The 23,280-nt window shown below is 63.1% G+C and carries 22 protein-coding genes; 18 read left to right on the forward strand and 4 right to left on the reverse strand.

The window, feature by feature from the left end:
• Position 1: 1 nt before the first annotated feature.
• The 14 genes from murG to EN859_RS10610 all read left to right on the forward strand — a co-directional run bounded on the left by murG (position 2) and on the right by EN859_RS10610 (position 16,759).
• Positions 2-1,129 carry an undecaprenyldiphospho-muramoylpentapeptide beta-N-acetylglucosaminyltransferase gene (gene murG, locus EN859_RS10545; protein ID WP_127853295.1) on the forward strand — a complete coding sequence of 376 codons (1,128 nt, stop codon included), beginning with the start codon at positions 2-4 and terminating at the stop codon, positions 1,127-1,129.
• Positions 1,126-2,532, forward strand: coding sequence for a UDP-N-acetylmuramate--L-alanine ligase (gene murC / locus EN859_RS10550; protein ID WP_127853296.1), 1,407 nt, complete (start codon positions 1,126-1,128; stop codon positions 2,530-2,532). Before murG ends, murC begins: the two co-directional genes overlap by 4 nt.
• Entirely contained in the window at positions 2,529-3,494 is a 966-nt protein-coding gene (murB, locus tag EN859_RS10555) for a UDP-N-acetylmuramate dehydrogenase (RefSeq protein WP_127853297.1), read from the forward strand. Before murC ends, murB begins: the two co-directional genes overlap by 4 nt.
• A 231-nt stretch (positions 3,495-3,725) precedes the next feature.
• Entirely contained in the window at positions 3,726-4,652 is a 927-nt protein-coding gene (locus EN859_RS10560) for a D-alanine--D-alanine ligase (protein WP_127853298.1), read from the forward strand.
• Positions 4,640-5,581, forward strand: a complete 942-nt coding sequence (locus tag EN859_RS10565; RefSeq protein WP_127853299.1) for a cell division protein FtsQ/DivIB — start codon at positions 4,640-4,642, stop codon at positions 5,579-5,581. Before EN859_RS10560 ends, EN859_RS10565 begins: the two co-directional genes overlap by 13 nt.
• Complete coding sequence (gene ftsA, locus EN859_RS10570) at positions 5,578-6,885, forward strand: cell division protein FtsA (protein ID WP_127853300.1); 1,308 nt, start codon at positions 5,578-5,580, stop codon at positions 6,883-6,885. Before EN859_RS10565 ends, ftsA begins: the two co-directional genes overlap by 4 nt.
• Before the next feature lie 67 nt (positions 6,886-6,952).
• Complete coding sequence (gene ftsZ / locus EN859_RS10575; protein WP_127853301.1) at positions 6,953-8,605, forward strand: cell division protein FtsZ; 1,653 nt, start codon at positions 6,953-6,955, stop codon at positions 8,603-8,605.
• Positions 8,606-8,881: 276 nt separating this feature from the next.
• The gene (lpxC, locus tag EN859_RS10580) at positions 8,882-9,829 is read left to right on the forward strand and encodes a UDP-3-O-acyl-N-acetylglucosamine deacetylase (protein WP_127853302.1); all 948 of its coding nucleotides are present in this window, start codon (positions 8,882-8,884) and stop codon (positions 9,827-9,829) included.
• A 205-nt stretch (positions 9,830-10,034) separates the two neighbouring features.
• Positions 10,035-10,904 carry an outer membrane protein assembly factor BamD gene (locus EN859_RS10585; RefSeq protein WP_127853303.1) on the forward strand — a complete coding sequence of 290 codons (870 nt, stop codon included), beginning with the start codon at positions 10,035-10,037 and terminating at the stop codon, positions 10,902-10,904.
• A 7-nt stretch (positions 10,905-10,911) separates the two neighbouring features.
• The gene (gene recN, locus EN859_RS10590; protein ID WP_127853304.1) at positions 10,912-12,585 is read left to right on the forward strand and encodes a DNA repair protein RecN; all 1,674 of its coding nucleotides are present in this window, start codon (positions 10,912-10,914) and stop codon (positions 12,583-12,585) included.
• Positions 12,586-12,725: 140 nt separating this feature from the next.
• Complete coding sequence (gene ligA, locus EN859_RS10595) at positions 12,726-14,930, forward strand: NAD-dependent DNA ligase LigA (protein WP_127853305.1); 2,205 nt, start codon at positions 12,726-12,728, stop codon at positions 14,928-14,930.
• Positions 14,930-15,616, forward strand: coding sequence for a TIGR02453 family protein (locus EN859_RS10600; RefSeq protein ID WP_127853396.1), 687 nt, complete (start codon positions 14,930-14,932; stop codon positions 15,614-15,616). The genes ligA and EN859_RS10600 overlap by 1 nt, the downstream gene beginning before the upstream one ends.
• A gap of 121 nt (positions 15,617-15,737) precedes the next feature.
• On the forward strand, positions 15,738-16,466 hold the full coding sequence (locus tag EN859_RS10605) for an AzlC family ABC transporter permease (RefSeq protein WP_127853306.1): 729 nt from the start codon (positions 15,738-15,740) through the stop codon (positions 16,464-16,466).
• Entirely contained in the window at positions 16,463-16,759 is a 297-nt protein-coding gene (locus tag EN859_RS10610; protein WP_127853307.1) for an AzlD family protein, read from the forward strand. Before EN859_RS10605 ends, EN859_RS10610 begins: the two co-directional genes overlap by 4 nt.
• A gap of 78 nt (positions 16,760-16,837) precedes the next feature.
• Here the strand turns inward: EN859_RS10610 and EN859_RS38065 are convergent, their stop codons facing one another.
• Positions 16,838-17,005 carry a hypothetical protein gene (locus EN859_RS38065; protein WP_189501816.1) on the reverse strand — a complete coding sequence of 56 codons (168 nt, stop codon included), beginning with the start codon at positions 17,003-17,005 and terminating at the stop codon, positions 16,838-16,840.
• A gap of 114 nt (positions 17,006-17,119) precedes the next feature.
• Between EN859_RS38065 and EN859_RS10615 the strand changes: the two genes are divergently transcribed.
• The gene (locus EN859_RS10615) at positions 17,120-18,010 is read left to right on the forward strand and encodes a LysR family transcriptional regulator (protein ID WP_127853308.1); all 891 of its coding nucleotides are present in this window, start codon (positions 17,120-17,122) and stop codon (positions 18,008-18,010) included.
• On the opposite strand, the gene EN859_RS10620 is transcribed toward EN859_RS10615, so the two are convergent.
• Complete coding sequence (locus EN859_RS10620; RefSeq protein ID WP_127853309.1) at positions 18,000-19,844, reverse strand: aminopeptidase P family protein; 1,845 nt, start codon at positions 19,842-19,844, stop codon at positions 18,000-18,002. The two genes, EN859_RS10615 and EN859_RS10620, sit on opposite strands and share 11 nt — an antisense overlap.
• Positions 19,845-20,056: 212 nt before the next feature.
• Between EN859_RS10620 and EN859_RS10625 the strand changes: the two genes are divergently transcribed.
• On the forward strand, positions 20,057-20,242 hold the full coding sequence (locus tag EN859_RS10625; RefSeq protein WP_127853310.1) for a hypothetical protein: 186 nt from the start codon (positions 20,057-20,059) through the stop codon (positions 20,240-20,242).
• Between the two features lie 15 nt (positions 20,243-20,257).
• Here EN859_RS10625 and EN859_RS10630 read toward each other — a convergent pair whose 3' ends face one another.
• Both EN859_RS10630 and EN859_RS10635 read right to left on the reverse strand, forming a co-directional pair.
• Complete coding sequence (locus EN859_RS10630; protein WP_127853311.1) at positions 20,258-21,130, reverse strand: 50S ribosomal protein L11 methyltransferase; 873 nt, start codon at positions 21,128-21,130, stop codon at positions 20,258-20,260.
• Between the two features lie 17 nt (positions 21,131-21,147).
• On the reverse strand, positions 21,148-21,723 hold the full coding sequence (locus EN859_RS10635) for an SCO family protein (RefSeq protein ID WP_127853312.1): 576 nt from the start codon (positions 21,721-21,723) through the stop codon (positions 21,148-21,150).
• Positions 21,724-21,928: 205 nt separating this feature from the next.
• Here EN859_RS10635 and EN859_RS10640 point away from each other — a divergent pair, with 205 nt between their 5' ends.
• A complete protein-coding gene (locus EN859_RS10640; RefSeq protein ID WP_127853313.1) occupies positions 21,929-22,417 on the forward strand; it encodes a CreA family protein in 489 nt (162 codons plus the stop codon).
• Between the two features lie 64 nt (positions 22,418-22,481).
• Positions 22,482-23,123 carry a DapH/DapD/GlmU-related protein gene (locus tag EN859_RS10645; protein WP_127853314.1) on the forward strand — a complete coding sequence of 214 codons (642 nt, stop codon included), beginning with the start codon at positions 22,482-22,484 and terminating at the stop codon, positions 23,121-23,123.
• Positions 23,124-23,280: the final 157 nt, after the last annotated feature.

Below are 23,280 nucleotides of genomic sequence, written 5' to 3' on the forward strand. Positions count from 1 at the left end.
GATGTCGAAGGGTGTGATCCTTCTTGCGGCTGGCGGAACGGGTGGGCATCTCTTCCCGGCCGAGGCACTGGCGCACGAGCTGAACGGGCGCGGCTGGAAGGTGCATCTGGCGACCGATGACCGAGCCGAGCGTTTTGCCGGTCATTTCCCGGCTGCCGCCGTCCACCCAGTCCAGTCAGCGACCATGGGCTCGAAGAATCCCATGGCGGTGATCGCCGCCTTCTGGAAGATCTGGCGCGGGGTCCGCAAGTCCTCAGGTATCATTGCCAGGATCAAGCCTGACGCTGTCGTTGGTTTTGGCGGCTATCCGACGCTGCCGCCGCTCTATGCGGCGACCCGACGCAAGGTGCCGACGCTGATCCACGAACAGAATGCGGTGATGGGCCGCGCCAACAGGGCGCTGGCCGGCCGCGTCGATGCGATCGCCGGCGGCTTCCTGCCCGAGGATGCAAGTGCTGTAGGCGCCAAGACGGTGATCACCGGCAATCCGGTTCGGCCACAGGTCATGGAGGCAGCAAAGACGCCTTATGCGGCGTCGGCCGGGGACCAGCCGTTCCGGCTTCTGGTGTTCGGCGGCAGTCAGGGTGCCCAGTTCTTCTCCGACGCGGTGCCGGCGGCCATCGGGCTTCTGCCGGAGACGCAGCGCAGCCGCCTTCGTGTGACACAACAAGCCCGCGCGGATGACGTGGCGCGGGTGAAGGCGGCCTATGCAGCGCTTGGCGTCGATGCGCAGGTGTCGCCCTTCTTCACCGACATGGCAGCGCGGATGGCGGCGGCGCATCTGGTGATGTCGCGGTCCGGCGCCTCCACCGTGTCGGAAATTGCCGTGATCGGCCGGCCGGCGTTGCTGGTACCCTATCCGCATGCGCTCGACCATGACCAGGCAGCCAATGCCGCAGCGCTTGCCGCGGCAGGCGGGGCCGAGGTGCATCCGCAGTCCTCGCTTTCGCCCGAGCGTATCACCACATTGATCGGTGGGGTGATGAATGATCCGGACCGGCTGACGGCCATGGCTGCGGCCGCCAAATCGGCCGGAAAACCGGACGCGGCGCGGTTGCTCGCCGATCTGACAGAGGCTATTGCGTCGAAGAAACCCGTTTCGGAATTCAGGAAGGAGACGCACGCATGAAGATGCCGCAGACGATCGGCCTTGTCCATTTCATCGGCATTGGCGGCATCGGCATGAGCGGCATAGCCGAGGTGCTGCACAATCTCGGCTACAAGGTACAAGGGTCCGACCAGGCCGACAGTGCCAATGTGCAACGGTTGCGCGACAAGGGCATCGAATGCTTTGTCGGCCATCGGGCTGACAATCTCGGTGATGCCGAGGTCGTGGTCGTGTCGACCGCGATCAAGAAATCCAATCCCGAACTGAAGGCGGCGCGGGAAAAACTGCTTCCGATCGTCCGTCGCGCCGAAATGCTGGCCGAACTGATGCGCTTTCGCCAGGCAGTGGCGATCGGCGGAACGCATGGCAAGACGACGACGACGTCGATGGTGGCGACGCTGCTCGAAGCCGGCGGGCTCGACCCGACCGTGATCAATGGCGGCATCATCAATGCCTATGGCACCAACGCCCGCATGGGCGACGGCGAATGGATGGTGGTCGAGGCCGACGAGAGCGACGGCACCTTCCTGAAGCTGCCGGCCGATATTGCCGTCGTCACCAATATCGATCCCGAGCACCTCGACCACTATGGCAGTTTCGACAAGGTGCGCGAGGCCTTTCGCCAGTTCGTCGAGAACGTGCCGTTTTACGGCTTCGGCGTGATGTGCACAGACCACCCGGAGGTGCAGGCACTGGTCGGCCGCATCGAGGACCGGCGCGTCATCACCTATGGCGAGAACGCCCAGGCGGACGTGCGCTTCACCAATCACCGCATGGCGGGTGCTACCTCGGAATTCGACGTTGTGATCCGCGACCGCAAGGGCGGCGGCCAGGCGACGATCGCCGGCCTGCGCCTGCCGATGCCGGGCCGCCACAACGTCGCCAATGCGACGGCAGCGATCGCGGTGGCGCATGAGCTCGGCCTTTCGGCCGAAGCGATCCGGAAGGGGCTATCGTCCTTTGCCGGCGTCAAGCGGCGCTTCACCCATACCGGCTCGTGGAATGGCGTCGATGTGTTCGACGACTACGGTCATCATCCGGTCGAGATCACGGCGGTGCTGAAGGCGGCGCGCGATGCTACCAAGGGCCGTGTCATCGCCGTTGCCCAGCCGCATCGCTTCACCCGGCTGCATGACCTGTTCGATGAGTTTTCCGTCTGCTTCAACGATGCCGACACGGTGATGGTGGCGCCGGTCTATGCGGCAGGCGAAGAGCCGATCGACGGGGTGACGTCCGAGGCGCTGGTGTCGCGCATCCGTGGCGGCGGCCATCGCGACGCGCGCTATATCGAAGGCCCCGCAGCAATCGCGCCGATCATACGCGATCTGGCGAAGCCCGGCGATTTCGTCGTCTTTCTCGGCGCCGGTAACATCAGCCAATGGGCCTACGCGCTGCCCAAGGATCTTGGCGGGGCCGTCTCATGATGCGCGGCCAGGCATTGATCGAGAAGCTCGGCGACCGGCTTGCCGGCCTGCGCGGACGCATCACGCCCAATGCCGAGATGGACAAGATCACCTGGTTCCGTGCCGGCGGGCTTGCAGACGCGTTGTTCCAGCCGGCGGACGAGAAAGATCTGGCTGCGTTCCTGAGGGCTGTGCCCGAAGAAGTACCGCTGACCGTCGTCGGCGTCGGCTCGAACCTTCTGGTGCGCGACGGAGGCATTCCAGGCTTTGTCATCCGGCTTTCGGCCAAGGGCTTTGGCGAGGCCGAAGTCATTGCGCCGACCACGATCAGAGCAGGCGCTGCCACGCCCGACAAGCGCGTCGCGGCGGTTGCTTATGAGGCGGGCATCGGTGGCTTTCATTTCTACCATGGCATTCCAGGCGCCGTCGGCGGTGCGCTCAGGATGAATGCCGGCGCCAACGGCGTCGAGACGCGCGATCGGGTCGTCGAAGTGCGGGCGCTTGACCGCAAGGGCCACGTCCATACGCTGAGCAACGCCGAGATGAGCTATGCCTACCGCCACTCGGCCGCGCCGTCAGCGCTGATCTTCACGTCGGCCGTGTTCGAGGGAACTTTGGAAGACAAGGCGACGATCAAGGCAGCAATGGATGCGGTCCAGAACCACCGCGAAACCGTGCAGCCGATCCGCGAGAAGACCGGCGGCTCGACCTTCAAGAATCCCGAAGGCACATCCGCCTGGAAGGAGATCGACAAGGCTGGCTGCCGCGGGCTGATGATCGGCGGCGCGCAGATGTCACCGATGCATTGCAACTTCATGATCAACACCGGAACCGCGACCGGCTACGATCTCGAATATCTCGGCGAAACGGTGCGCGCGCGTGTGCTCGAGGGATCGGGCATCCGGCTGCAGTGGGAGATCAAGCGCATCGGCGATTTCCGGCCGGGACACGCCGTCCAGGAGTTCCTCGGACAGTTGCTCTAAAGACTCACAACACGCTTTTCGCCGTCGTTTTCGCGGAAAGTGAATCTCTCGGAATCGTAAGCACTTGCCAGCGAATCAACTCTCTGATTCTCTGCCCTGAAGCGTTTCCTGATTTGAGTCGTTTCGACGCGTCGCCCGCGTTTTCCGTCTGGGGGGCAACCTGCCGGGAGACTCGGACTCAATGTTGCGGAAATTTTGGTTGCGGGCCCGCCGTGAGAGGTATGACGGGAAATGAAAAGTAAGCATGTGGCCGTCCTCTTGGGTGGATTCTCGTCCGAGCGGCCCGTGTCTTTGTCCTCGGGGAAGGCCTGTGCCGATGAGCTCGAGAACGAAGGCTATCAGGTCACTCGCGTCGATGTTTCGCGTGATGTCGGCTCCGTGCTTGCCGAACTCAGGCCCGACGTCGCCTTCAACGCGTTGCACGGCCCTTTCGGCGAGGATGGCACCATTCAGGGCATCCTCGAATATCTTGCCATTCCCTACACCCATTCAGGCGTGCTGGCCTCGGCGCTTGCCATGAACAAGGAGCAAGCCAAGAAGATCGCCAAGGCTGTCGGCATCCCCGTTGCCGAATCGAAGGTGACCAACCGCTTCGCCATCAAGAGCAAGCATCCGATGAAGCCGCCTTATGTGGTTAAGCCGGTCAACGAAGGTTCGAGCTTCGGCGTCGTCATTGTCCACGAAGGTCAGTCGCATCCGCCGCAGGTTATCGGCTCGTCCGAATGGAAATACGGCGATACTGTGATGGTGGAGCGCTACATCCACGGGCGGGAATTGACCTGTGCGGTGATGGGCGATGTGGCGCTCGGTGTCTGTGAGATCATCCCGACCGGGCACTCCTTCTACGACTACGATTCAAAATACGTCGCGGGCGGATCAAAACACGAATGCCCCGCAAAAATTTCACCGAATATTTACCAAAAAATACAGACACTGGCACTCAAGGCTCACCAAGCTATCGGTTGCCGGGGCGTCTCCCGGTCGGACTTCCGTTATGACGACCGTCACTCCGAGAACGGCGAGGTTGTCTGGCTCGAGGTCAATACCCAGCCGGGCATGACGCCGACGTCTCTAGTGCCCGAAATCGCCGCGCAAGCGGGGCATTCGTTCGGCGATTTGTTGAGTTGGATGGTGGAGGACGCTTCGTGTCTGCGTTGAAGTGGGGACAGGGGAAGGGGAGGAGCGCGGCCGGTTCGACGCTGTTCGGCATGCCGCTGTCTTTCGACCATTTCGTGCTGCCGCGCCTGCTTCGCCGCCCAGTGCGCGTGCTGGCGCGCCTTAGCGACGGTGAATTCACCGCGCCGCCTTTCTCTGCGGCAATCCTTTCTGCCGTACTCATCGCGTCAGGCAGCGTCTACGGTGCCTACCTTGGTGGGCATGTCGACAGCATCGTTCAGAGCATCACCGCCCGTACCGGTTTCGCAGTCGATCAGATCAAGGTCGTCGGTAATCGTGAGACATCCGAGATCGACATCCTGGACAGGTTGGAACTCGACGGCTGGACGTCGCTGATCGGCTTCGATGCCGAAGCGGCGCGCGAGCGGATCACGACGCTGCCCTGGGTTGAGGCGGCGGCGGTGCGCAAGGTCTATCCGCATACGCTCGAGGTGCGCATCGAGGAACGCGAACCATTCGCGCTCTGGCAGCAGGGCAATACGCTTTCCGTCATCGAGCGGTCCGGCGCCGTGATCGCGCCGTTCTCCGGCGGCAAACAGGCGTTGCTGCCGCTGATCATCGGCACCGGCGCGCCGGCAAAAGCGCCGGAGTTCCTGGCCAAGATCAAGAACTATCCCGAGCTTGCCGCGCGCACCAAAGGTTACATCCGCGTCGGCGAGCGGCGTTGGGACCTGAAGCTTGAAAACGGCATAACGGTCAAGTTTCCCGAGGATGGCGAGGATCAGGCGATCGCCGATCTCGCCAGGATGGACCGCGACAACGGGCTTTTGACGCGCGACATCGCAGCCGTCGACATGCGCCTGTCGGACCGGTTGGTCGTCCAACTGACGCCGGAAGCAGCGACGCAGCGCGAAGCCGCGCTCAATGAAAAGCCAAAGAGCCTCAAGCGCAAGCCGGAGACCAAGATATGAGCTGGCTCGGCGGTAACAGCGATGCCTCTTCGCGCCGGTCCGGCACCCTGACGGTGCTGGACGTCGGTTCCAGCAAGGTCTGCTGCGTGGTGGCGAAGCTGAAGCCGCGCGATGACGGCAAGCTGCTGCGCGGGCGTTCGCATCGTATCCAGGTGATCGGCATCGGTCATCAGAAATCACAAGGCGTGAAGTCGGGCGTCGTCATCGACCTCGACCGGGCCGAGCACGCCATCCGCCTTGCCGTCGACGCCGCGGAGCGCATGGCGGGGCTGACCGTCGATTCTCTCATCGTCAACATGACGGCCGGCCGGCTGAAGAGCGAAAGCTTTTCGGCCACCATCAACCTCGGCGGCCATGAAGCCGATGAAGCCGACGTCAAGCGCGTGCTTGCCGCTGGCGCCAAGCAGGCGCTCAAGGCAGAGCGCGACGTGATCCACTCGCTGCCTGTCGGCTTTTCGCTGGATGCCGAGCGCGGCGTGCGCGATCCGCGCGGCATGGTCGGCGACACGCTCGGCGTCGACATGCATGTGCTGACCGGTGATGCAGCACCCCTGCGCAACCTGGAGCTCTGCATCAACCGCTCGCATCTGTCGGTCGAGCGCATGGTGGCGACGCCCTATGCCAGCGGGCTTGCCGCACTAGTCGACGACGAGCTCGAAATGGGTGCGGCCTGTATCGACATGGGCGGCGGCACCACGACGATCTCGGTGTTTTCGGAAGGCAAATTCGTCCATGCCGACGCCATCGCCATCGGCGGCAATCATGTCACGATGGACATGGCCAAGGGCCTGTCGACCTCGCTCGATGCTGCAGAAAGGCTGAAGGTGATGCATGGTTCGGCGCTGCCCGGCAGTGCCGACGACCGCGATCTGGTTTCGATCCAGCCGATCGGCGAGGATGGCGATGTGCCGCTGCAGATACCGCGCTCGGTGATGACGCGCATCATCCGCGCCCGTATCGACGAAACGCTGGAACTGTTGCGCGACCGGCTGAACAAGTCCGGTTACGGCAATGCCGTCGGCAAACGCGTCGTGCTCACCGGTGGCGCCAGCCAGCTTTCTGGCCTACCGGAGGCGGCCCGCCGCATTCTAGGACGCAACGTGCGCATCGGCCGCCCGCTCGGCGTGGCGGGCCTGCCCGAAGCGGCCAAGGGACCGGCTTTCTCGACGTCGGTCGGACTTCTGATCTATCCGCAGATGGCGAGCTTCGAGAGCCATCCGGCGAAGGGAATTTCCGGTCTCAGGATGACCGGGACCGGCGGGAAACTGCATCGAATGAGTCAGTGGTTGAGAGACAGTTTTTAAATTGACGGGGACAGCCCCATAGGCGGCCGCGGCGGCGAAGCGGCGGGAAAGGCAAAGGACGGAGACAATGACCATCAATCTGCAAAAGCCGGACATCACCGAGCTCAAGCCACGCATCACCGTGTTCGGTGTCGGCGGCGGCGGCGGCAATGCCGTCAACAACATGATCACCGCCGGTTTGCGCGGCGTCGAGTTTGTGGTGGCCAACACCGACGCGCAGGCGCTGACGATGTCGAAGGCCGAGCGGCTGATCCAGCTTGGCGCGCATGTCACCGAGGGCCTGGGTGCGGGATCGCAGCCGGAAGTCGGGCGCGCGGCGGCGGAAGAATGCATCGATGAAATCATCGATCATCTCTCCAACACCCACATGTGTTTTGTCACCGCCGGCATGGGCGGCGGCACCGGCACGGGTGCCGCTCCGGTTGTCGCACGTGCTGCCCGCGAAAAGGGCATCCTCACTGTCGGTGTCGTCACCAAGCCGTTCCATTTCGAAGGGCAGCGCCGCATGAAGACGGCCGACATGGGCATCGAGGAACTGCAGAAGTGCGTCGATACCCTCATCGTCATCCCCAACCAGAACCTGTTCCGGCTGGCGAATGACAAGACCACCTTCGCCGACGCCTTCGCCATGGCCGACCAGGTGCTCTACTCAGGCGTCGCCTGCATTACCGACCTGATGGTCAAGGAAGGCCTGATCAACCTCGACTTCGCCGATGTCCGCTCGGTCATGCGTGAAATGGGCAAGGCGATGATGGGCACAGGCGAGGCATCCGGGGAGGGCCGTGCCATGGCCGCCGCCGAGGCCGCGATCGCCAACCCGCTGCTCGACGAGACCTCGATGAAGGGCGCCAAGGGCCTGCTGATCTCGATCACCGGTGGCCGCGACCTGACCCTGTTCGAGGTCGACGAGGCTGCGACCCGCATTCGCGAAGAGGTCGATCAGGATGCCAATATCATTCTCGGCGCCACGTTCGATGAAGAACTGGAAGGCGTGATCCGCGTCTCGGTGGTCGCCACCGGCATCGACAAGTCGGCGGCCGAAATCGCCGCTGCGCCGATCGCCATTCGCGCCGCGCCGCAAAAGCCGGTCAGCCGCCCGGCCGCTCCCGTCACGGAAAGCCGTCCGGCGCCTGTCCAGCAGCCGGCTTACGAGCCGCGCGCCGCCGACCCCGTCGCCGAGGCCATCCAGCTTGCCGAGGCGAATGCGGCGGCGATGGCGCAAGCCCGCCCGGCCCCGGCTGCCCACGCAGAAGAGTTTCGTCCGCAAAGCAAGATCTTCCAGGCACCGCCGGCACAGCCGCAGCCGATGGTGCAGCAGGCGACGCAGCCCGCTCCGCAACGTGAAATGCCGGCTGCCGCAGCACCCCAGCGCATGCCGCGCGTTGAGGATTTTCCGCCGGTGGTCAAAGCCGAGGTGGAAGCCAAGAGCCGCCCGGCCGATCATGAGAACAGCGGACCGATGGGCCTGATCAAGCGCCTGACGAGCGGGCTGACCCGCCGCGAAGAGGAGCCTGCCCGACTGCAGCCGGCACAGCCGCGCGAGCCGAAACTGCGCCAGGCGGCTCCGGAAGTGCGCCGCCTCGCCAGCCAGGATCCGCAGCTTTACGCGCCGCGTCGCGGCCAGTTGGACGACCAGGGCCGCCTGACGCCGCAGAGCCGTGCGATTCAAGAAGACGATCAGCTGGAGATTCCGGCGTTCCTGCGCCGCCAGGCCAATTGACTTGTTAACGGTTCGTAACAGTTGTTAACAGGCAGACGAGAGATCGTCTGCTTGTTAACGCTGAAAGTCATTTTAAAACAAAGCCCTATCAAGCCTTATCCATCCCGGTCGCGGTTACAGGAAGTAAGAAACCGTGATTTGGAGTCTCCCTGCCGGACCACTATCTTCGCCCGAGCAATTTCGGTTTGCTGGGATTCGGGGAGTAGCCCTGCCTGCCGATAAATCAAGAGCCGCGCCCTTTGGGGTTGATGAAGCGGACGCTGGCGGTATGGGCTTATGGGGTTTTTTTTGCACGACTATCAGACGACACTTAAATCGCGTGCGACGCTGACCGGTACCGGCGTTCACAGCGGCAAGCCCGTTACAGTTCATTTCCTGCCTGCTGACGCGGATACGGGCGTCGTCTTTCAGCTTTCGAATGGAACCGAGAGCCGCGAATTCCGCGCACTCGTTTCGGAAGTCGGCGCTACAGATCTCTGCACCATGCTCGGCGATCCGGCAGGCGGACATATCGCCACCGTCGAACATCTGATGGCGACGCTTTTCGGGCTTGGCATCGACAACATCGTCATCGAGATCGATGGCCATGAGGTTCCGATCCTTGACGGCAGCGCCGTGCCGTTTGTTGAGGCGATCGACCAGGCGGGCATCGATACATTGCCGGTCAAGCGCCGCTATATCCGCATAGTCAAGCCGGTCCGTATTGAGAGCGGCGCCTCCTGGGCTGAATTCAGGCCCTATGGCGGCACGCGCTTTGAGGTCGAGATCGATTTCGAAAGCCCCGCGATCGGCCGTCAGCTCTTTGCGTCCGACATCAATGCCGACATTTTCCGCCGCGATATCGCGCGGGCCCGCACCTTCGGTTTCATGAAGGACGTCGAGCGGTTGTGGGCAGCCGGCTATGCGCTCGGCTCGTCGCTGGAAAACTCCCTGGTGATCGGCGACGACAACCGCGTGATCAACATGGGCGGCCTGCGCTATCCCAATGAATTCGCCCGCCACAAGACGATGGATGCCATGGGCGACCTGGCGCTGGCCGGTGCAAGGTTCATCGGCTGCTTCCGTTCCTATCGTGGTGGCCACAGGCTGAACGCAGCAGCGTTGCGCCGTCTTTTGTCGGACCGTTCGGCGTTCGAAATCGTCGAGACGACACGCCGCGAGCGCGGCCGGACCGCCGAGATGAGCGCCGTAAACGCGCCCCTCTACGCACCCTGGATGGTTTGATTCTTAACCATTTTCTGCCTTTTGTAGTGGCTGACCGGTGTTGCATGAATGCATCACCAGCAGGTGAAATCGCACATGCGTCGACGCCGCGCCAAACCGCCACAAAAATGTGCGATTGGCCGGAGATAGCGTTGCCGGGCAAGGCGGTTATGGTTTATGGCTGCTGCCCACGACTGAAATGACGCCGAAAGGGCGGAATCCAATCATGTTCTTCAAGCGAGTTGGTCAATCGAAAGCGCCGCAAATGGCTGTTTTCCTGGCGCTTTCAGTGATTGTTCCATCGCTATTCCTGTCGGCCTGCATGTCGTCCGAGAAAGATGTCGATCTGTCGACCTATGTCGACCAGACCGAACCAGCCGACGTTCTATACAACCAGGGCCTAGCCAATCTGAACGCCGGACGCCTGCAAGAGGCGAGCCGCAAGTTCGACGCCGTCGATCGCCAGCACCCCTATTCGGAATTCGCCCGCAAATCGATGGTGATGGGCGCCTTTGCCGACTACCGCCAGGGCAGCTATGAGGAGGCGATCAGTTCGGCCAAGCGCTATCTCACGCTCTATCCGTCGACGGACGACGCAGCCTATGCCCAATACATCATCGGGCTGAGCTACTACCGGCAGATCAAGGACGTCACCCAGGACCAGAAGGAGGCGCGTCTCACCGTGCAGACGATGCAGGATCTGGTGACGCGCTGGCCTACGTCCGAATATGTCGACGACGCCAAGGAAAAGATACGCTTCGCCAACGACCAGTTGGCCGGCAAAGAGATGCAGATCGGCCGCTACTATCTCGAGCGCCGCGAATACATCGCCGCCGTCAAACGGTTCCGCAATGTGGTGGAAAACTATTCCAATACACGCCATGTCGAGGAGGCGCTGGCGCGTCTCACCGAAAGCTACTATGCGATGGGGCTGACCTCGGAAGCGCAAACCGCGGCGGCCGTGCTCGGCACCAACTATCCAGACAGCCAGTGGTACAAGGATTCCTACAAGCTCCTGCAGAGTGGTGGGCTCGAGCCGCGCGAGAATGCCGGGTCGTGGATCTCCAAGGCCGGGAAGCTGATCACCGGCGCCTGAAGCCCTCATGCTCTCCAGACTGTCGATCCGCGATATCGTCCTGATCGAAAAGCTGGATATCGACTTCCTGCCGGGCCTTTCGGTGCTGACCGGTGAGACCGGTGCCGGAAAATCCATCCTGCTCGACGCGCTGTCGCTGGCGCTTGGCGCCCGCGGCGACGCTTCGCTGGTGCGGCACGGCGCGGCACTGGGCCAGGTCATCGCCGTGTTCGATGTGCCGCGCAATCACCCGGCCCGCGCGCTGCTCGCCGAAAACGCCATCGAGGACGACGGCGACATTATCCTGCGCCGCCTGCAGACGGCGGATGGCCGCACCCGCGTCTTCGTCAACGACCAACCCTCCAGCGTGACGCTGATGCGCGACGTCGGCCGCGCACTGGTCGAGATCCACGGCCAGCACGACGAGCGCGCCCTGGTCGACCCGGGCGCGCATCGCGAACTGCTTGACAGCTTCGGCGGTCATCTCGGCGCCGTCCGTGCCACCGGCGAGGCATGGCGCTACTGGCGCAACTGCGAGCAGGAATTGGCGCGGCACCGCGCCAAGGTGGAGGCGGCTGCGCGCGAGGCCGATTATCTGCGTGCCTCGGTCGCGGAACTGGCGAAGCTCGATCCCCAGCCCGGCGAGGAGACCGACCTTGCCGAATTGCGCGCCTCGATGATGCGAGCGGAAAAGATCGCGTCGGAAATCCATGATGCGCAGGATGTGCTTTCGGGCCCATCCTCGCCATTGCCGCAACTGGCCAGCTTGTTGCGGCGGCTGCAGCGCAAGGTGACGGAAGCGCCGGGCCTGCTCGACGAGGTGGTCAAATCGCTCGATGAAGCGATGCTGTCGCTCGACGCGGCGCAGTCGGGTGTCGAAGCCGCACTTCGCGCCACCGAATATGACCCGCAACGGCTGGAGAAGGCGGAGGAGCGACTGTTTTCGTTGCGTGCCGCCTCACGCAAGCACGGCGTGGCGGTCGACGATCTGGCGCAGTTGCGCGACACCATGGCCGCCGACCTCGCCGATCTCGATGCCGGCGAGGAGCGCCTGCACGGGCTGGAGAAGCAGGCCGCTGCCGCGCGCGAAGCCTACGATATTTCCGCGGCGCAGCTGTCGTCGCTTCGCCATGCGGCAGCGGCCGGATTGACCAAGGCGGTGATGGCCGAACTGCCGGCACTGAAGCTCGAGCGGGCCGAGTTCATCGTCGAGATGACGAGCGACAGCGACAGCCGCATGGAAGAGGGCATCGACCAGGTCGAATTCTGGGTGCGCACCAACCCCGGCACAAGACAGGGACCGATGATGAAGGTTGCCTCCGGCGGCGAGCTTTCGCGGTTCCTGCTGGCACTGAAGGTGGCGCTCGCCGACCGCGGCTCGGCGCCGACTTTGGTCTTCGACGAAATTGACACCGGGGTCGGCGGCGCCGTAGCCGACGCCATCGGCCAGCGGCTGGCGCGGCTGTCGAAGCGCGTGCAAGTGCTTTCGGTCACCCATGCGCCACAGGTGGCGGCGCGCGCGGCAACGCATTTTTTGATCTCCAAATCCGGCGGCGCCGACCGGGTCGCCACCGGCATCGCCGAGATGGACCGCGCGGCGCGCCAGGAAGAGATCGCGCGCATGCTGGCCGGCGCCACCATCACCGACGAGGCGCGCGCGGCGGCCGAGCGGTTGCTTCGAGAAAACACCGCGGCGGCTTAAAAAGAGTCCCTTTCCGGGACTCGGAAGGCGAGTCAGGATATGGCTGCATCCCGCTGTTCAGGAATGATTTTTTCGCAAACCGGCTCCCCCTTGCCAAATCCTGATCTATAGTGGCGCGCCACTGTTAGGGAAGCCATTCCATGTCGGACAAACCAGTCGATTCGCTCAACGAGAGCGAAGCCGCAAGCGAGCTGAAGCGGCTGGCGCAGGAGATCGCCGAGCACGACCGGCGCTACCATGCCGAGGATGCGCCGACGATCACGGACGCGGAATATGATGCGCTGACGCGGCGCAACCTTGCCATCGAACAGCGCTTTCCCGCCCTGGTGCGCGATGATTCACCGTCGCGCCGGGTTGGCGCGCCGCCGGCGGAAGGCTTTGCCAAGGTGCGTCACGCGGTGCCGATGCTCAGCCTCGCCAAGGCCTATACCGACCAGGATGTCGCTGATTTCATCGAACGTGGCCGGCGATTCTTCGACCGCGACAAGGATCTGGACATCGCCTTCATGGCTGAGCCGAAGATCGATGGCCTGTCGGCTTCGCTGCGTTATGAAGACGGTGTATTCGTGCAGGGAGCAACGCGCGGCGACGGCGCCGTTGGCGAGGACATCACCGCCAATCTCAGGACGATCGCCGACATCCCCAAGACCCTGAAGGGCTCAGGCTGGCCCAAGGTCATCGAGATACGCGGCGAGGTCTACATGACCTATGCAGAGTTCGAGGCGCTGAAGGAACGCTCGGCGGCAGTTGGCGGCCAGGACTACGTCAATCCGCGCAATACGGCGGCCGGGTCGCTGCGCCAGAAGGACCCATCGGTTACCGCCAGCCGAAACCTCAAATTCTTTGCCTACGCGTGGGGTTACACGACTGAGGATCCTGCTCCGACCCAATACGATTCGGTGCAAAAGTTCGCCGAGTGGGGGTTCAAGATCAGTCCGCTGATGGTGCGGGCGAAATCGGTCAGGGAGTTAGTCGAGCATTATCATCGGATCGAAGAGCAGCGCTCATCGCTCGGCTATGATATCGACGGCGTCGTCTACAAGGTCGACCAGCTGGAACTGCAGCGCAGATGGGGCTTCGTCACCGGCGAACCACGCTGGGCCATCGCTCACAAATTTCCGGCCGAACAGGCGATGACGACCGTGCTCAGGATCGACATTCAGGTCGGCCGTACCGGCACGCTGGCGCCCGTCGCACGGCTTGCGCCCGTCACGGTTGGCGGCGTGGTGGTCGAGAATGTCACGCTTCACAACGAAGACTACATCAAGGCCCTGGACAGCAACGGCCAGCCGATCCGCGACGGCATCGACATCCGCATCGGCGACACGGTTGTCATCCAGCGAGCGGGGGACGTCATTCCGCAGATCGTCAGCGTCGTGATCGACAAGCGTCGGCCCGATGCCGTGCCCTATGATTTTCCGCACAAATGCCCGATCTGTGGCTCGCCCGCGACACGAGAGGTCAATGAGAAGACTGGCAAGGAAGATTCCCGGCGGCGCTGCACCGGCGAGTTGATCTGCCCCGCGCAGGCCGTGGAAGGATTGCGCCACTTCGTGTCACGCGGCGCTCTGGACATCGAGGGCCTCGGCGCCGAAAACATCGACCTGTTCTTCAGTACGGGATTGATCAAGACAGCGGCCGACATCTTCACGCTCAGGGATCGCCGTCCCGCCGTGACGCGGGCGCTGGCCGAGCGGCGTGAGGAGCAGGCCAGGCAGCGCGAAGCCGTGTCGGGCAAGACGCGCAAGAATGTGCGCAGTGTGGAGGAGCGCAACTACGAAGGCCTCGACAAGCTCTTCGCTGCCATCGATGCCCGCCGCGAACCGGAACTCGATCGCTTCATCTTTGCGCTGGGCATCCGCCATATCGGCGAAACGACGGCAGCCGTGCTTGCCCGGACCTTCATGACCATCGAGGAGTTGATCCGCGTCGGCAAGGAGACGGCAAAGGCTGCCGATCCGCATACCGTTTTCCCGTCGATCAACGGCATCGGCGACACGGTGATAGGCGCGCTCCGCGATTTCTTCGGCAATGAACGCAACGACGACGTGCTAGACGCGCTGCTCGCTCAGGTCCATCCGAAACCGTATATTGTCGACGTCTCGGCCGGCAGCGAAGTTTCCGGCAAGACGGTCGTTTTCACAGGCACGCTGGAGAAGATGACACGCTCCGAGGCCAAGGCGATGGCGGAACGTCTGGGTGCGAAGGTTGCGGGCTCGGTTTCCGCGAAGACCGATCTGGTGGTAGCGGGTCCTGGCGCCGGTTCCAAGCTCAAGGTCGCCACCGATCTCGGCATCGAGGTGATCGATGAGGATGCCTGGTTGGAGCGGATCGGCAAGGCATGATGGCCGGTGAATTCAACGGTTTCGGCGAAAAGGCCATTCCTTTCCTGAAGGCGCTCGATTTTCATCAGAGCCGGGAGTGGTTTCAGGAAAACCGCGACCTCTACGAACGGGAGCTTTACCAGCCATTCGGCGATCTGGTCGAGACGCTCACCAAACGCTTCGCGACAGCTAGACTCGGTTTGCGCGGCGATCGCAAGAAGTCGCTATTCCGGATCAATCGCGACGTCCGCTTTTCTAAGGACAAGCGGCCTTACAACCGGCATCTGTCGGCAATCCTGTCGCCTGACGGCACCAAGATGGAGCAGGGCGTGTTCTACGTCCACATCGGGCTCGAGCGCTGCTTCGCGGATATTGCCTGGTGGCAGCCCGGTCCGGAGCTTCTGCTCGCCATGCGCAATGCCATCGCGACACGGCCAGACAAGTTTCGCGCCCTGGTGGCGGCCTTGAAAAAGAACCGTCTTGAGCTTGAGACGGAAGGCCGCATGAAGCGTACGCCACGCGGCTTCGAGCATGTCAGCGATTCCGATCTGGCGAAGGTCATCCGCAACCGGCATTTTTACGTCCAGCATGTTGTCGATCCGGCGGGAATCCATACGGCGGCGCTGGTCGACGAACTTGTCGACTTCACCTTGCGCGCCAGGCCGTTGCTCGACTGGGGCAGGGGCATCGAAGGCAGGGCCGGGTAGATCGCCGAAACGCCTGGTCTGCCTGGTGATCATTTCCGCTGAACGTTGGCTCAAGCGAATTGGTGTGACAAGGTAGGTGGCGCTCCCTACATACGGCCATCCGGGAAGGAGGAGGTGGTCGATGTCGGCGGAAGCAATCTCCGAAAGGCGCGCAAAGAGTGATTTCTGGGACGGTGTGCGGCTCAGCATGCCCGTCGTGTTGGCGTCGGCGCCGTTTGCGCTGCTGTTCGGCGCCATCGCAGTCGACAACGGATTTTCCGTGCTCGAGGCCTTCCTGATGAGCGCCATGGTGTTCGGCGGCGCCAGCCAGATGGTCGGCATCGAATTGTTCGGGCAGCATGTCGCGCCGTGGCTGATCGTGCTGTCGATCTTTGCCGTGAACTTCCGCCATGTGCTCTATTCCGCGGGCATCGGCCGGCGCATTGCGCACTGGCCTGTGGTGCAGCAGGCTATTGGCTATTTCGTGCTCACCGATCCGCAGTTCGCAGTGGCCGAGCGTAGGGCGGAGGCAGGCGAGACGGTTGGCTTCGCCTGGTATATGGGGCTCGGCTTGCCGGTCTATGTGTTCTGGGTGACCGAAAGCGCGCTCGGCGCGGTGTTCGGCAAGCTTATTCCCGATACCCACGCGCTCGGCATCGATTTCCTGCTGCCGATTTATTTTCTCGGCTTGGTCATGAGCTTTCGCAAGCGGCCGCTGTGGCTGCCGGTGATCATCGCCAGCGCGGCTGCGTCGATCATAGCCTACAAGACGGTGGGGTCGCCCTGGCATGTCTCCATCGGCGCGATAGCCGGCGTGTTGCTCGCCGTCATCCTGCCGCCGCACCACAGCGGCGTGGAGACGCGACCATGAGCTCAACCTTCTGGATTATCGTCGCTGGTGCGATCGCGACCTATCTGACCCGCGTCGGCGGCCATCTGGTCATCTCACGCTTCGAAAACATCCATCCGCGCGTCGAGGCCGGCCTGAACGCCGTGCCGGCGGCGGTGCTGACGACGCTGGTGGCGCCGGCGGCACTTGGCGCCGGGCCGGCGGAATGGGCGGCCTTGATCGTCGCCGGACTTGTGTCGCTGCGTGGCGGGCTGATGGCGATGTTCCTGGCCGGTGCTGCGGCGCTGATCCTTGCCAGGCAGTTCGTCGGCTGATCGACTTTGCCCTGGTTGAGTCCGTGCATGCGCTTGTCGCAGCGCCGACGAGCGCTGCGACCGACGTAATAGCTCCTGTCAGCCGCGCTTCTTGAATATCGAAGCGATCCGCATCACGCTCAGCCAAAGCGCCTCCGATCTCTCTTGATGGGCGCGACGCACCGCGCCGGCGTAAAGGGCCTCACGCTGCTTAGGCGTCAATGCGCCAAGATCGATTGGCCAGCCGCCGAAGGGTTCAGGTGACATTTCCATCTCCTGTGGTTGACCGCCCAGATCGGCGCCAACAACAGGCGATTTACGCGATGCGTATCATCAGATAAAATGAATAATTAAGATCGTTTTATTCTCTGGGAGAGATGTATGGATTTGGCCGATCTGCGCATCTTCCGCATGGTGGTGCGCGAGGGCGGTATCACCAGGGCGGCGGAAAAGCTGTTTCGCGTGCAGTCAAACGTGACCACCCGCATCCGGCAGCTCGAAGAGGACCTGGGCGTGCGGCTGTTTATCCGCGAAGGCAAGCGGCTGCAGCTGTCGCCAGCCGGCCAAAGGTTGATTGATTATGCGGACCGGTTGCTGGCGCTTGCCGAGGAAGCGCGAACGGCAGTGCTCGATCCGCGCCCACGCGGCACGCTGCGCCTTGGCGCCATGGAGAGCACCGCCGCGACCCGGCTTCCTGGCCTGCTCGCCGAGTACCACGCACGCTATCCCGACGTAGAGATCCAACTGCGCACCGGCAACCCGCAGGTTCTCGCGACCGCCATGCTTGCCGGCGAACTCGACGCCGCGCTCGCAGCCGAACCGATCGCCGACGCTCCGTTCGAAAAGCAGGCTGCATTTCGCGAGGAGTTGGTCATTGTCTCGGCGGCATCGCGCAGTTCGGTCGAGGATCGCGGCGACATGCCCAAAACCATGATAGCCTTCGAGCATGGCTGCCCACATCGCAAGCGGCTGGAAGAATGGTATGCGCGCCGAGGGTTCATGGCCGAGCAAATCATCGAGCTCGGTTCATACCATGCCATGCTTGGTTGCGTGGCGGCTGGTATGGGCATAGCGCTGATGCCGAAAAGCGTGCTCGCGGGTTTCCCAGAGAGCGGCAGGCTGCAGGTGCATGAACTGCCCTCGGACGAAGACAGTGCTCTGACAGTATTGTTTTGGCGCAAGGGAGCCAGCTCTCCCAACGTCCAGGCTTTGCGGGAGCTGCTGGCGGAGCAAGGCTCCCCAAGCAAGGTTGCCGCCGCGGCTACTGCTTGAGGTCGTGCGGCAGCGGCGCGGTTGCTGCCTCCAGCCAGGCCAGCGTCTCGCCGTCGAGCATTGGGCCGATCTCGGCCAGCACGCGCGCGTGGTATTGGTCGAGCCAATGCAGCTCATCGCGCGTTAGCAGGTCTGACCGCACCAGCCTGACGTCGATGGGCGCCAGCGTCAAAGTCTCGAAGCCGTGCATGGCAATGTCGCCGCCCTCTATGGCCTCGGCCGGCGTCACCAGGACGAGGTTCTCGATGCGGATGCCGTACGAGCCTTCCTTGTAATAACCGGGCTCGTTGGAGAGGATCATGCCGGCGAGCAGCTTTTCGGTGCCGGTCCTGGCAATGCGTTGCGGACCTTCATGCACCGCCAAATAGGAGCCGACACCATGGCCTGTGCCGTGGGCGAAGTCGCAGCCATGCCCCCATAACGCCAGCCGGGCGACTGCATCGATTTCCGAACCACGCGTGCCTGGAGGAAAACGCAGCATGGAAATGCCGATCATGCCTTTCAGCACCAGCGTGAAGCGCTCGCGCATCTCCTCGGTCGGCTTGCCGATCGGCACGGTGCGGGTGATGTCGGTGGTGCCATCCTGATATTGTCCGCCGGAATCAAGCAGGAACAACTCGCCGTCCCCAAGCTTGCGACTGGTGGCACGGGACACGCGGTAGTGCATGATGGCGCCGTTCGGGCCGGCGCCCGAGATGGTGTCGAAGGACACGTCGCGCAACGGCATCTGCGTTTCCTCGCCGGTGGCACGGCGGCACTCCTCGAGCTTGGTGACGACCGCGATCTCGTCGAGCTTGCCGGGCTTTTGCCGGTCCAGCCAGTAAAGCAGCTTGGCAACTGCGGCGCCGTCGCGGCGATGCGCGGCGCGGGTGCCATTGATCTCGGCCTGGTTTTTCGTCGCGCGCGGAATTCGGGCGGGGTCGGCCGTGGCAACGACGGTGCCGCCATTGTCCTCGACAAGCATTTTCAGCTTTTCCGCAGCCAGCACCGGGTCGAGTGCGATCCTGGCGCCGCCCTTGGCAAGAGCTGTGATTGCCGCTTCGAATTCGCTGGGGGTATGCAGTTCGACCAGTTGCGTCAGATAGGCGGCGACCGTGCGCGAGAACTTGCGCCGGTCCATGAAAAGCTGGTGCACGCCATCGGCGGCGAGCACCGCAAAACCAAGCGCCAATGGCGTGTGCGGCACGTCGCCGCCACGGATGTTGAAGGCCCAGGCGATGGAGGAAGGGTCGGTCAGCACGGCGTGGGTGGCGCCGTCCTTGTCGATTGCCGCCGCCAGCCGCGCCAGCTTGTCCTTGGCCAGTTCACCGGCAAAGGCGATGGGATGAATCTCGACTGGCGCCAGCGGCGGCTCGGGCTGGTCCTGCCAGATAGCGTCGATGGGATTCTCTTCGAGCGGCACCAATTTCGCGCCGGACTTTTCGGCCGAGGCTTTCAGCGCCTTGACGTCACCGAGCGTATGCAGCCACGGATCGAAACCGAGCCGCGCGCCCTTGCCGAGATTGTCCTTGATCCAGGCGGCAGGCGGATTGTCGACGAGGCTCTCGATCGAAAAAATGTCGAGATCGACCTCCTGGCGCACCTGCAGCGTATAGCGCCCGTCGACGAACATGAATGCACGGTCGGCGAGCACGATGGCAACGCCGGCGGAGCCGCTGAAGCCGGTCAGCCATTTCAGCCGCGCCGAGCGATCGGCGACATATTCGCCTTGGTGCTCGTCGGCGCGGGGCACAATGAAACCGTCCAAGCCGTTCGCCGCCAGCCATTGGCGCAATAGCGCCACACGCGGTTTGCCGACGGCCGGATCACCGGCGGAATCAAAGGTCTGGAACATGGTGGCCTCTCCCTCGGATGCTCGCCGCGGACCGTAGCGCATGACCCCAAGAATCGGAATCGATTTTCGGAAGGAATCATCCGCAAATCCAAATGCTGCAGCGTCCTTCGCGCATAGATGCCATGCAGAATCGGCGATTTCCAAAAAGGTCAGCAGACCTTACCTTTCCTGTGTGGAGGAACGAGTCTTATTGCCCTGCAAAGGAGACCATCATGTCCACGATTTCAGCCAGACGCGGATTTTTCAGAAGCGCCATGAATGCCCTCATCGAAGCTCGCCAGCGCGAAGCGAGCCGATATGTGAACGGCATGCTGCTTGGCCTTGATGACGAGACACTGAAAGCTCACGGCTACGATCGCGAAGAACTGAAGAAGGCGGCAAACTCGCTCTACGTCTGAGCGAATTACAGCGCCTCACCGCTTGAGATGGATCGTCACCCAGCCCTCGCGATGCAAGGTCCTGACGTGGCGGAATTGCTGGCCGACATAGGCCGAGACTACCGCATCGCGCTGCCGGTCGAGAATGCCCGACAGGACGATCGAGCCGCCTAGGGCGGTGTGTTTTGCCATCTGCGGTGCCAGCCGCATCAGCGGCCGCGCCAGTATGTTGGCGACGATGAGGTCGAAAGGCGCGCGCGCCGAAAAGATCGGATGGTGAAAGCCCGGCGCTGTCACCGTTTCGACGAGCGCCTTGACGTGGTTGAGGCGGGCATTGGCCGCCGCGACCTTGACGGCGACCGGATCGATGTCGGTCGCCAGCACCGGGATATGCGCGAGCTTGGCCAGAGCGATGGCCAGCACCGCGCTGCCGGTGCCGAGGTCGAGCGCGTTGCGCGGGTGCTCGCGCTGCACGACCTGCTCCAGCATTTCGAGGCAGCCGGCGGTGGTGCCGTGATGGCCGGTGCCGAAGGCGAGACCGGCCTCGATCTCAATGGCGAGTTCGCCGCTGTGACGCTTCCTGCGGTCATGCGCGCCATGAACGAAGAAGCGGCCGGCACGCACCGGCTTCAGCCCTTCAAGCGAGCGCGCCACCCAGTCAATGTCGGGCAGGGATTCGCGCTGGATCTGCTTCGATACGGCAAGACCGGCAAGGATGTCCTTCACCCGTGCCTCGACCGCATCGATGTCGCCATTGGCGTATAGCGACACTTCGTGGATGTCGCGATCCTCGTCGACCTCGAGGACGGCAAGAGGCAGGCCCTCGTCTTCGAAGGCCGTGTCAAGCGCCGCGAAAATACGGTCGGCTTCGAGCCTTCCGGCGATGAAATAGAGCCGCGTCTGGGTCATGAATGATGGCGGTCCCGTCAGCCCGCCGCCAGCCGCTTGAGCTTGGCGATGGCGGTGTCCGGGCTTTCGCCATAGGCGATGGTGCCGGCGAAATCACCCTTGGCGTCGAGCAGCAATACCGAGGCCGTATGGTCCATCGTGTAATCGCCGCCGCCCGTATCGACCTTCTTCCAGTAGATGCCGAAGGCCTTGGCCATGGCATGGACCTTGTCCGGATCGCCTGTGATGCCGACGATGCGGTCGGAAAAATTACTGACATAGGCATTGATGACTTCGGGCGTGTCGCGTTCCGGGTCGACCGAGACGAAATAGGCACGCAGGTTCTTGCCGTCATCGCCCATCGTCTTCAACCAGCCCGCCAGTTCGAAGAGCGTGGTGGGACAGACTTCCGGGCAATGGGTGAAGCCAAAGAAGACGGCGCTCGGATGGCCGCGAAAGGCGGCTTCGGTGATCGGCGCGCCCTTCTGGTCGACCAGCGTGAAGGGCGCCCCGAACGGTTCGCCGCCATAATGGCCGCGATACCAGTCGAAGGTCAGCCAGCCGATGCCAGCCGCCATCAGGACGAGAATGCCGACCAGAATTGAACGCATCATCAATGGGTGTCCGTCATCATTTCATCGGGCGCCGGATCAGCGCCGTCCAAGCTCCGCTCGGCGAACACTCTTAACGGTTCGACGCCGCGCACGCAAAGATGTCGCGTTGCCGCAACCGGCATTACTGTCAGAAGGCGATCTGCTTGCAAAGTGCTGCTACTCGCCCCACCTGAGGTCGGCAAAACTCGAATGCAGGAGGCTCCCTTTGCGAAAACTGCTCGGCGGCGCGTTGGCCGCATGCCTTGTCGTCGGCGCTGGTGCCGCTGTTGCACAGGAGGTAGGCAAGGTCGGCGTCGACTGGCTCGGCAACGACATCATCGTCGAGGCGATCAAGGATCCGAAGGTGGAAGGCGTCACCTGCCACGTTTCCTATTTCGACCGCGGCGTTATCGATCGCCTGCAGAAGGGCAACTGGTTCGAAGATCCCTCCGATTCCTCGATCTCCTGCCGCCAGACCGGCCCGATCACCATCGGCGATATCGACACCAGCGAGGCCGGCGAGGAGGTGTTCAAGCAAGGCATCAGCCTGATCTGGAAGAAGCAGGTGGTGAACCGCATCTACGACCAGGCCAACGAGACGCTGATCTACCTGTCGCATTCGCGCCAGGTTCAGGACGGTTCGGCGAAGATGTCGGTCACCACCGTGCCGCTCTATGGCCAGAACGTAGTGTGGAGCAACGGCAAGCCGAAATAGACCTGGACGATTCATCGATTGGTCCGGCTTGCGGGACTATTCGCGCGGGCGTAAAGCCGCCGACATGGACCGTCCTGAAAATCTTGGCCTGAAGGATCCCGAACCGCGTATCCATCCGACCGCGGAATTGAAGGCGTGCAAGCTCGGGCGCTATGCTGCGATCGGCGAGCGGGTCATCCTGCGCGAGGTGACGGTCGGCGACTTCTCCTATTTCGAGCGCCATGCCGAGGCGATCTACACGACGATCGGAAAGTTCTGTTCGATCGCCGCCAACAGCCGCATCAATGCGCTGGAGCACCCGGTCGAGCGGGTGACCCAGCACAAGATTAGCTACCGGCCGAACGAATATTTTCGCTGGCTGGGCGTCGATGCGGCGTTCCGTGAGCGGCGGCAGGCAAAGTCGGTCATCATCGGCCACGATGTCTGGATCGGCCATGGCGCGGTGATCATGCCGGGGCTGACCATCGGCAATGGCGCGATTATCGGCGCCAATGCGGTGGTGACGCGCAACGTCCCGGCCTATGCGATTGTTGCCGGCGTGCCCGCCAGGCAATTGCGCCGGCGCTTCGCCGCAGACATTGCCGCGCGGATAGAGCGTCTTGCCTGGTGGGACTGGCCGCCTGAAAGACTGGCCAAGGCAATCCCTGACATGCAGGCCTTGCCGATAGAAGCCTTCCTCGACCGCTGGGAAAACGAAGTCCTCTGATCCGATACGGGCGTACATGCCGCCAAGTGGCCGGGTGACCGTCAGCCTATCGAAACGACCGTGCTCCGCGCTCTCCGGGAAGAAACCCCCTTCCGCCATGCGGGGGTGGCGCAGCGGAAGGGGCTGGAGGTAAACCGCCGTGAAGCGGAAGGAACAG

This window comes from Mesorhizobium sp. M00.F.Ca.ET.216.01.1.1, assembly GCF_004010325.2.
In the GTDB taxonomy this organism is placed as follows: Bacteria; Pseudomonadota; Alphaproteobacteria; order Rhizobiales; family Rhizobiaceae; genus Mesorhizobium.

Coding starts and splice junctions, on each gene's coding strand:
- EN859_RS10645 (WP_127853314.1), top strand. CDS start 22,482: ATGGACCGTCCTGAAAATCTTGGCCTGAAGGATCCCGAACCGCGTATC.
- EN859_RS10635 (WP_127853312.1), bottom strand. CDS start 21,723: ATGATGCGTTCAATTCTGGTCGGCATTCTCGTCCTGATGGCGGCTGGC.
- EN859_RS10560 (WP_127853298.1), top strand. CDS start 3,726: ATGAAAAGTAAGCATGTGGCCGTCCTCTTGGGTGGATTCTCGTCCGAG.
- EN859_RS10585 (WP_127853303.1), top strand. CDS start 10,035: ATGTTCTTCAAGCGAGTTGGTCAATCGAAAGCGCCGCAAATGGCTGTT.
- lpxC (WP_127853302.1), top strand. CDS start 8,882: ATGGGGTTTTTTTTGCACGACTATCAGACGACACTTAAATCGCGTGCG.
- ftsZ (WP_127853301.1), top strand. CDS start 6,953: ATGACCATCAATCTGCAAAAGCCGGACATCACCGAGCTCAAGCCACGC.
- EN859_RS10610 (WP_127853307.1), top strand. CDS start 16,463: ATGAGCTCAACCTTCTGGATTATCGTCGCTGGTGCGATCGCGACCTAT.
- EN859_RS10605 (WP_127853306.1), top strand. CDS start 15,738: ATGTCGGCGGAAGCAATCTCCGAAAGGCGCGCAAAGAGTGATTTCTGG.
- murC (WP_127853296.1), top strand. CDS start 1,126: ATGAAGATGCCGCAGACGATCGGCCTTGTCCATTTCATCGGCATTGGC.
- EN859_RS10615 (WP_127853308.1), top strand. CDS start 17,120: ATGGATTTGGCCGATCTGCGCATCTTCCGCATGGTGGTGCGCGAGGGC.
- recN (WP_127853304.1), top strand. CDS start 10,912: ATGCTCTCCAGACTGTCGATCCGCGATATCGTCCTGATCGAAAAGCTG.
- EN859_RS10620 (WP_127853309.1), bottom strand. CDS start 19,844: ATGTTCCAGACCTTTGATTCCGCCGGTGATCCGGCCGTCGGCAAACCG.
- ligA (WP_127853305.1), top strand. CDS start 12,726: ATGTCGGACAAACCAGTCGATTCGCTCAACGAGAGCGAAGCCGCAAGC.
- EN859_RS38065 (WP_189501816.1), bottom strand. CDS start 17,005: ATGTCACCTGAACCCTTCGGCGGCTGGCCAATCGATCTTGGCGCATTG.
- EN859_RS10625 (WP_127853310.1), top strand. CDS start 20,057: ATGTCCACGATTTCAGCCAGACGCGGATTTTTCAGAAGCGCCATGAAT.
- murB (WP_127853297.1), top strand. CDS start 2,529: ATGATGCGCGGCCAGGCATTGATCGAGAAGCTCGGCGACCGGCTTGCC.
- murG (WP_127853295.1), top strand. CDS start 2: ATGTCGAAGGGTGTGATCCTTCTTGCGGCTGGCGGAACGGGTGGGCAT.
- EN859_RS10630 (WP_127853311.1), bottom strand. CDS start 21,130: ATGACCCAGACGCGGCTCTATTTCATCGCCGGAAGGCTCGAAGCCGAC.
- EN859_RS10600 (WP_127853396.1), top strand. CDS start 14,930: ATGGCCGGTGAATTCAACGGTTTCGGCGAAAAGGCCATTCCTTTCCTG.
- ftsA (WP_127853300.1), top strand. CDS start 5,578: ATGAGCTGGCTCGGCGGTAACAGCGATGCCTCTTCGCGCCGGTCCGGC.